Origin of the sequence: Carboxylicivirga fragile (assembly GCF_050589805.1) — a bacterium.
Lineage (GTDB): Bacteria > Bacteroidota > Bacteroidia > Bacteroidales > Marinilabiliaceae > Carboxylicivirga > Carboxylicivirga fragile.
Genome location: NZ_JBNGOY010000004.1, coordinates 137,917 through 147,420 on the forward strand (window position 1 = coordinate 137,917; position 9,504 = coordinate 147,420).

The 9,504-nt window shown below is 38.4% G+C and carries 5 protein-coding genes; all 5 read left to right on the top strand.

Annotated features, from left to right (window positions below):
* Window positions 1-8 precede the first annotated feature (8 nt).
* Complete coding sequence (locus ACRD7B_RS03115; protein ID WP_430823005.1) at window positions 9-1,643, top strand: RagB/SusD family nutrient uptake outer membrane protein; 1,635 nt, start codon at window positions 9-11, stop codon at window positions 1,641-1,643.
* Between the two features lie 228 nt (window positions 1,644-1,871).
* Complete coding sequence (locus ACRD7B_RS03120) at window positions 1,872-3,050, top strand: hypothetical protein (protein ID WP_430823006.1); 1,179 nt, start codon at window positions 1,872-1,874, stop codon at window positions 3,048-3,050.
* 208 nt (window positions 3,051-3,258) lie between these two features.
* Window positions 3,259-4,167: a T9SS type A sorting domain-containing protein gene (locus ACRD7B_RS03125; protein ID WP_430823007.1), complete on the top strand. Its 909-nt coding sequence runs from the start codon at window positions 3,259-3,261 to the stop codon at window positions 4,165-4,167.
* Between the two features lie 131 nt (window positions 4,168-4,298).
* Window positions 4,299-8,357, top strand: a complete 4,059-nt coding sequence (locus ACRD7B_RS03130) for a chondroitinase family polysaccharide lyase (RefSeq protein ID WP_430823008.1) — start codon at window positions 4,299-4,301, stop codon at window positions 8,355-8,357.
* 176 nt (window positions 8,358-8,533) lie between these two features.
* A partial coding sequence (locus ACRD7B_RS03135) for a PfkB family carbohydrate kinase (protein ID WP_430823009.1) occupies window positions 8,534-9,504 on the top strand: 971 nt, incomplete at its 3' end.

Sequence of the window (9,504 nt, forward strand, 5' to 3'; positions counted from 1 at the left end):
AATTAATAATGAAGACAATAAATAAAAATATTTTATTCTTTATAATGTTCGCATCCATTGTGTTGGGTGGTACAGCTTGTGAAGATTTTTTGACCGTTAAACCTAAGTCAAGTTGGGTTACTGAAAGTTTTTATGAAAGTAAAAGCGATGTTAAACTTGGATTAGCTGGTATTTACAGTTATTTGGGTAATAGGGGCGAACTTTACGGTCAAATGATTCCTGCGAAATTTGAAGGTGGGACGGATGAAATGCTTTATAATCGTACCAATACTAAATGGGCGCAGGCATTGTATATGCACTCATCTGCAACTTCTGATTTGAAAAATGTATGGCTACAGTTGTATAAGGGAATTGATGCAGCTAATGTATTTATTTCAAAAGTGCCGGATACGCCTGGTCTGACAGACGAAGAGCGTGCGCAGTTTATGGGGGAAGCTCATTTTATGAGAGCACTTTATTACCTTGATCTTGTTCGTTGGTGGGGGCCAGTGCCGTTACGTATCACACCTACCGAAGATATTAACGCTAATAACTTAGCAGCTTCTTCGCGTGAAGATGTTTATGCTCAAATCATTAAAGATTTGGAGTTTGCTGCGGCTAACTTGAAACATTCAAAGGACATGGAAGAGAATGGACATGCCAACAAAATGGCTGCACATGGTTTGTTAGCGCGTGTTTACTTGACGATGGCTGGTCAGCCACTGAATCAAACTGATAAGTATGCTAAAGCAATTGAGCATTGCGATGTGATCTTAAATGATGGCTGGCATCAGTTAAATGGGTCTTATAAAGAACATTTTTTGAGTTATATTCAAAATGGTTATGACCCACAAGAGTCATTGTTCGAAGTAGAGTTTGGAATGCTTCGTGAGCAAGGGATTCGTGAAGATGGACGTATTGGACAAATCAATGGTATTCGCTTTTCATATTTCCCTAAAGGGGGTGGAACACCTCACTGTTATGCAATGATGCAAGTAGGTGTTAAGCTCATAAATGCTTATGAAGATGCAGATGAGCGTAAAGACTGGAATGTAGCTAATTTTCAGTGTACTGGTAAATTGGGTAAAATAGCTACCACTTCTAACCAATTGGCGCAGTGGCCTGGTAAATTCCGCCGTTGGGATATGATAAGTACAGGAAATGTTGTTGGTGGTGATGGTGAGTATGTTGTATTGGAAGATGTTGGTATTCCAGATAAGAATTTTACCGGTATTAATTATCCAATCCTTCGTTTTGCAGATGTGCTATTGATGAAAGCAGAAGCTGAGAATGAAGTGAATGGACCTTCTGCTGCAATTTCTTATTTAGATATGGTAAGAGTACGTGCTGGCATAGGTACAATTGATCCGTCATTGGTGAGTGATAAAACAGCTTTCTTAAAAGAAATTCAAAATGAGCGCTCAAGAGAGCTTTGTTTTGAAGGTTTGCGTAAGCATGACTTAATTCGTTGGGGTATCTTAGGTGAGACTCTGGATGAATTAGCTGTTATGATTGACGCATCTAATGGTAATGTTAAACAAAAGGCTACATTCAAGCGTGCCGGCGAAAATTTTGATCCTGCAAAGCATACTGTTTTGCCTTATCCATTACAAGAAACTACTATGAATGCATTGTTGGAACAACATGCTGAATGGCAAAATTAGAGTTCGATATTTTATTGCTTTAAAAGGCTCCCTTATGGGGGCCTTTTTTATTGGTTTATTTTGGAGGTAAAGCGAATAATATTAGCCTATTGGGTGTTGGGTAAAGTGTATTTTTGATTCAGATGATATTGGTGAGTGGAGTATGTTGGTCGAATAAGAAAAATAATTAATGTTAACCTCTTCTAAAAACTAAAATATACCTAAATCAGAAATTTAAAAAATCTTAAAATGAAAACAATGTATTTATGCTTATTGGCCTTTGCTCTAATTAACCTAAGTTGCGATCAAGCTACTGTAACTATTGTTCCAGAGAAAGAAGTTCAATTAAAGTCGATTTCTAATTTAACTATTGAAACAGGTATGGATATGGCACAAATAAATAGTGTTATATCTTCAGCATCATCAGGTCAAACGGTATGGGTGGAACCTGGAACCTATGTCATTAATGGAAAATTGAAATTTAAAAATGGGATAACGCTTAAGAATGTGTCGTCGACACCTGTTTTTGATGCCACAGGTAATACCAGTCGGTTGTTAGAAATGTATTACTCTAGTGGCTTTGATAATTGTGTTGTTGACGGTATTGAATTTCATAATATTCGATTCAGAATAGCAGATGCGGTAAATGTACAGTTCGTAAATTGTATTTTCGATCATGGTGTTCGCATGGCTGGAACAGACAAGAAGTATCTTAAGGATGCCTATGTGCACTTTTTAAGAGTTGAAGAAGGCTTGATTGATGCTTGTACTTTTTCGCGCCGTGAAGGAAATAGTGGACGAGGAGTGTACAATGCTAAATCAACGGCGGTTAGTATTACCAATAATACCTTTGGTGATGGTGGAGCAACGGGTTACTTTACAACGGCCATTAACGATAACAGTGCCGAATCATACATTGCCAATAATCAGGTTCACCGCATTGAATCGTGGGTTAATAAAGCTGAGACAGATCATGGCATGTATTGCCATAGTTTTCATGCTTTACAAATTATTGGCAACACCATTTCAGGTTGGCCAGCTGACGCCTCGGGTGGAGCAATAAAGGCTCGAAATGGCGATGAGTTGCTTATTCAAGATAATGTAATGAACACATCAGGGATATTGCTATATACATACAAGCATAGCACTCAACCATACTTGAATAATGTAATTGTTGAAAATAATTTTATTAACGTAGCTGGCCCAGCAAATGATTTATACCATGGAATTGGTTATTGGCGCAATACGCCTGATGGTAGTGAGTTGTCCATTCGAATCGCTAATAACGAATTGTCAAATGGTACCATTAAAGCTTCATTTGGAAGTTTGGTAGTGGGCGATTTTAATGCCGCTGGAGGTGGCGTGTTTAACAATGACATTAGCACAATGAATCTAAAAAGTGGCATTAACCAGTCAGGTAATTATTAATTTCAAATAAAGTTAGAATAGGTAAGGTGCACTCGAATATAAATTTGTGTGCGCCTTTTTAATGTTCAGTTAAACAGTTGGATGTAGAGGTTTATTTAATAGGCAAGTGAACAATATTGACCCTTGTTTTGAACAATTCAGTCCGTTGGATAGGCCAGAAGTGAATATTTTTGAAACAAATTAAATTAACAATTAAATCTATGTTATTATGAAGAAATTTTTACTATTAGGTATTGTTTTGTTTTATGTAGGTGTAGTGTTTGCCCAAGAGGTCGAGATTTTTTATCCAGATTTACAATATGATACAAATAAAGGATTTACTAAAAATCATGTTCTTATTGGATCTGCCGAGGCTGATCTGTGGAAGCGAGGAACTACGGGTTTACCTGCTGAAAGCGAACTGGGCTATACTAGAACTGGAAATCAAACTATGTTATCTAGTAAAGGGTATGGAGGAGTAGATGCTGCTTATGATATAACAGATACCTATGCTGTCATTGATGCGGTTGATTTATCTGTTCATCCTCAAAGTAAGCATTTTAAGTTGACGTTTTTTAATAAAGCTCAATATGCTCTCGCAAACAATTCTGTTTTTACCGTTTTGTTATCTGAGAATTATGCTGGAGATCCTACAACAGCTACTTGGACTGATGTTACGAGTCAGGTGGATAAGTTTGATGATGATGTTACCTATGATGGAAATTGGACAAAATCTACTTTGAATCTAAATTCGTGGAAAGCTGCAACTAATTTAGTTTTGGCGTTTAGGTATCAGGTAACGCAGGCTGGTGTTGTTGATAAAACTGAGCCAGGTGTTGATAGACCAGGTTTGTGGAGAGTTTGTGAAGTGAGGTTTACTTATAGTGATACTCCTACAGCTATTGGAGATGTTGAAATTGATGGCGCTTTGTTTTCACCGAACCCAGCTTATAGTGTTATTAATTTAAGCGAAAGAGTTGATGCTGTAGAGATTTATAATATTAATGGTGGTAAAGTTAAGTCTATCAATAATATTAATGGAATGGTTGATGTTTCAGAATTACAGTCAGGTGTGTATTTCTTACAAATGAAGTTAGATTCAGGTGTAATAAAGACAGCTAAGATGCTGAAAAAATAAGAATTGTTTATACACTGAATGTAGTGTAATTAAAGCCTTGTCTACGCAGGGCTTTTTTTAAATTTAATAAATGTTGTAGTTCTTTTCTTTGAAAAGTGCCGACCTGAAAAAATACTAAAGAATATTATCGGATGAAAACGACGCTGTCAATATTTTTCCTGCTCTTCACACTTTTATTGTCGGCTCAAAACTATTTGGGTCTTGAAGGTTCCGTGCCTTCAAACTGGACAGGTAGTACTCTTTCCATCTCGCCTGATCATTATAAGATGGGGACGCAATCAGTAAAATGGAATTGGAATCCTGGTGCCCAAATTAGTATTGACAATCCATCGGGCATGGCTACGGCTTGCCATGAGTACAAAGGCGGTATGATGCTTTGGATTTATAATGAGGTGGCAAAAGATGCTGATCTTACGTTCGAATATAAGGATGCATCAAATACCGTTCAGTATCATTTTAATTACCACCTTAACTTTACAGGCTGGCGTGCGTGTTGGATTCGTTTTGATGAAGATATGTACGGTAGCAAGGCCAATAAGAATTTAGCAACAATGCATATAAAGGCGCCAACATTAAGTTCTGGTGGTGTATTGTATTTCGATCGCATGAAGTTTCCTTCTGGGCGCGTACACGACCGTGTAACGCCTGATGCTCAATTACCCTACATTAATCCTGATATGAACCTCAATCATTGGGCAGCATTATGGCACTGGTACTCAACATATATATATGAAACGGCCTTGCCGGCATCTGTAACAACTGAAGAGTCAGCTGCTTTTGCTGAAATCAGATCGCGAATAAGCTCTTCAATTATTGGTAATGCCCCTTCTTCATCGCGTATTACAGCAATGCGCAATGAGTTTGCTGCTCTTAATATTCAACGAAATGGAGATAATATTACAGGAAATGCATTTGTTTCGGCCGACGAATATGATGCTTCAAATAATGATAAACGCCTGAATGATTTAGATGCCCTAATTTACGATATGGCTAAGGCATGGCATCATAATCAAGAGGCGGGATTTGATCAAATGATTATCGACATGTTGGATTGGTTATATGATCAGGGTTTAGCTGTAGGTAGTGGCTTAGGAACAAATCATCATTATGGATACCAATTCCGGAATTTCCCCAAAGCTATCTTTCTAATGAAAGAAATGCTTAAAACGAATAATAAACTACAGCCTGCCATCGAAATGTTACAATATTGGACCGGTATTCAGGAAATGCGTCAATCACCTGGGGTCGAAAATTTTCAAGGTATTGTAGATACTTGGAATACTAAATTGTCTGGACGCTTAATGGCTATATTATTGCCTGATGATTCGCCTGAGGTGGCACGAGATATGGAGGCATATTCTAATTGGGTGAGTGCCGTTATGCAACATAGTGTTGGAACAAAAGGTGGCATCAAACCCGATGGATCTGGATTTCATCATGGTATGCATTATGCAGGTTATTTGAATGGTGGTTATTCTGGATTGGGCGACGTGCTTCGGTATGTTGGAGGTACAATGTATAATTTATCAAGCGAAGCCAGAGCTAATTTTAAAAAGGGCTTGTTAGTTCATATGTGGACAGCAAATGAGCGTTCTTTTGTAAGTAGTATCTCTGGCCGTCACCCATTAAATCAAAATTTTAGTAATGGAGTTGTAAAGGCATTGGGTTATCTTGCTAAAGCCTCAAGTCCTATTGATCAGGAATTAGCTGGTCAATACATGCGCCTGGCATCTTCTTCCGATGATCTTTATATTGAATTTCAAGGTATGGGCGTTCGCCCGTCGATTGTTCCGGTAGGCAATAAAAGCATTAATTATGCTGCCTTAAACTTGCATCGTAGGGATAACTGGTTGGTAGCTACCAAAGGCTTTAATAAAATAGTTACGGGTACCGAAATTTATACTTCTAATAATCGCTATGGCCGTTATCAGAGTTATGGAACCGTTCAGGTTTTAGCGTCTGGTAATCCAGTATCAGCAGAAGAGAGTGGTTTTGTTTTAAACGGTTGGGATTGGAATCGTTTTTCGGGAGCAACTACAATACATTTACCATATGATAAGCTCAATTACAGTGGTGGAAATTTGAATGAACGTTCCCATAACGAAGAGTTTGCAGGAGCCTGTTCACTTGAGGATAATGGCATTTGGGGCATGAAATTGGATGAAAACAATTACACCAATTATACCGATGATTTTGTAGCTCGAAAATCAGTTTTTGCTTTCGATAATCGGATTATCCTTTTGGGAAGTGGAATTAGTAATTCCAATAGTCAACGTAATACCGAAACTACTTTATTTCAATCACACCTGGCCAATACTTTCGATGTAATTCGTTTAAATGATGAGCAGTTAAGCCAGTTTCCACTTCAACGAACAGAATCAGTTGCTTCGCCTATAACTATTCTAGACACAAAGGGTATTGGTTATTATCTGCCAATGGGGACTGTTAATATTTCGAAGGCTAATCAGGAGTCGCGTAATAATAAGAATAAGGCAGTGAATAATGGTGATTTTGCATCAGCATGGATTGATCACGGCAAAGCACCCACCAATGCTGAATACGAATACGCCATGTTGATTCAAACATCATCAGCAGATCTTAATGCCTTTAAAGCAGACATGGCTTTGCCAACAACTGCACCTTATGAGGTGAAGCGTAAAGATAACATTGCTCATATTGTAAAGGATAAGGTTTCCCAAACAACCGGTTATGTTTTGTTCGAGGCGGCTGATAATATTTCAGACAGTCATATTAAACAAACCAACTATCCTTGTTTAGTTATGGTAAAGGATGTAAATGAACAGCCATTGAAATTATCAATGTCGGATCCTGCCATAAATATGGAAGCGCCAGCTTCGTTGGTTCACGATGCCATTGCTCAAGAAAGAGAAGTGCAAATTGTATTGAATGGCAGGTATTCATTGGTAGCTCCAAATGCTAATTGTCAAGTACTAGGTTGGGAAGGCAATACTACGCGCTTATCTTTTACTTGTATACATGGTTTGCCTGTTAATATTGAATTAGAAGAGGGAGCTCCACTATTGGCTAACATGCTTATTGACGGTGCTAATCCTAATGGATGGTCACCAGATGTGGTAACGACAAGTATAACTATTCCTGAATCGCACTCGCCTGTTATTATTGCAGAAGCCCTGAACAGTGCAGATCAGGTAAGTATTTCAGAACCGGCTAGCTACCCAGGTGATGTTACTATAACAGTTACAAATAGCAAAGAAACTAAAACAGTTTATACATTATCAGTTAATGTCGCTCAGGAGAACCTAGAGGATTTTGAAAATTTTCTGTTAGACGATTGGGTGAACACGTCTTATGTTGGAAATAATAATATAATCTGGTATGTGCACGGCAAGCGTGATTCACACCTGGGTACAGGTGTCTCCGTGTATTCGTATAATACAACTGATGGTGTGTGGTCAGAGCCTATAGCCGGAGGTATTAGTACATTATCTTTTGATGCATTGGACAAATGGGCCGTAGGTAAAGAGCGTACTATAGAGGTAAAGATTAATGGTCAGGTGGTAAAGACCGAAAAACATACAGGAGCAGAGCAATATGTGGTAAGTGTTGATAATTTAACTATTCCTGATGATGCTGTTATAGGGGTGAAAAATATTTCTGCTACAAAGGCAGCTGTGGCGATTGATAATATCCGATGGACAGGTTATGCTCAGGAACGAAATGCTTATTTGTCATCGATCAATGTTAATAGGATGGCATTGTCGGGTTTTAATCAGGATATTGAAAAATACGACGTGTTAATTGATTCTTCTGAAGCGATGCCTGTTGTTGAAGCTTTTCCGGTTTCAGTGTTGGCTACAGTACAGATTTCTTATCCTGCATCTATTCCTGGCAATATTGTGATTAAAGTAAGTGCTGAGGATGGTTCCTGGAAAGGATATATCCTTGCTGTTGATTTTTCAAATAGTATTGACGATGACAAGGTGAAACATTCGGCAGTATATCCTAATCCAGTTTCGGATCAACTTTTTATTCAATCCGATTTAGAGCTTGTGACATCAACGGTTTATTCTTTAGATGGACGAGTGAAAATTACTGATAATGAAGGTAAAAAAAGTGTACAAGTAGGACATCTGAACAATGGTGTTTATTGTTTGCACTTGACTTTGACTAATGGAGCTACGGAAATACATAAGTTTATTAAGAAATAATTACCACCAATATTTATGTCAACGATTGAACATTGGAGTGATAAAATGGAGTGGTTGTCGGCGCAATTTATGTTGTACCGTATAAAGATAGCACCTTAAATATTACAAAGGTCTTTCTAGTTAATTTGGAATGGCGTCAATCATCAAGTAAAGATTAAGTTTAAAAATATAGTATTATGTCCAAAAAAGTCATCACATTCGGAGAGATCATGCTCCGATTATCAACGCCCGGATATCAACGATTTGCACAGGCCAAAGAATTAGAGATGTGTTATGGGGGCGGTGAAGCCAATGTGGCTTATTCATTAGCCAATTATGGCATTGATGCATCATTAGTAACACGATTACCTAAAAACGATCTGGGTGATGCCTGCATGAAAGAGTTACGTAAGTATGGTGTTGATACCAATCGGATCTTATATGGAGGCGAGCGTTTGGGTATCTACTTTTTAGAGACCGGAGCTGTAGCACGCGCCAGTAAAGTGGTTTATGATCGTGCTCATTCTTCCTTTTCAAGTATAGAAAAAGGCATGGTCAAATGGGATGAGGTGTTAAGAGATGCTGCCTTTTTTCATTGGACAGGTATTGCACCTGCCGTTTCGCAAGGAGCTGCCGATGCTTGTTTAGAAGCTATTCACGCAGCGAATCGTTTAGGAGTAACCGTGTCGTGCGATTTAAATTATCGTAAAAACCTTTGGAAGTATGGCAAATTGGCATCCGAAGTAATGCCTGAATTAGTAGCAGGATGTGATATCGTTTTAGGTAATGAAGAAGACGCCGCCATGGTATTGGGTATACATCCCGAGGGCATGGATGTAACCAGTGGGCATATTGAAGCGGAAGCTTACCGCAGTGTATCACAACAAATAATGAAACAATACCCACGTGTTAAAAAGGTAATTACAACTCTTCGTGGATCTATTAATGCTAATCACAATACTTGGTCGGGCGTATTGTACGATGGGGAAACCTTGTTTAAAGCTGCCGATTACGACATTACTCACATCGTAGACCGTGTTGGTGGTGGCGATTCATTTATGGGAGGCCTTATCTATGGACTATTAACTTATGAAGGTGATGATCAGAAGGCGCTAGAGTTCGCCACAGCAGCTTCTTGTTTAAAGCACACTATTAAAGGTGATTATAA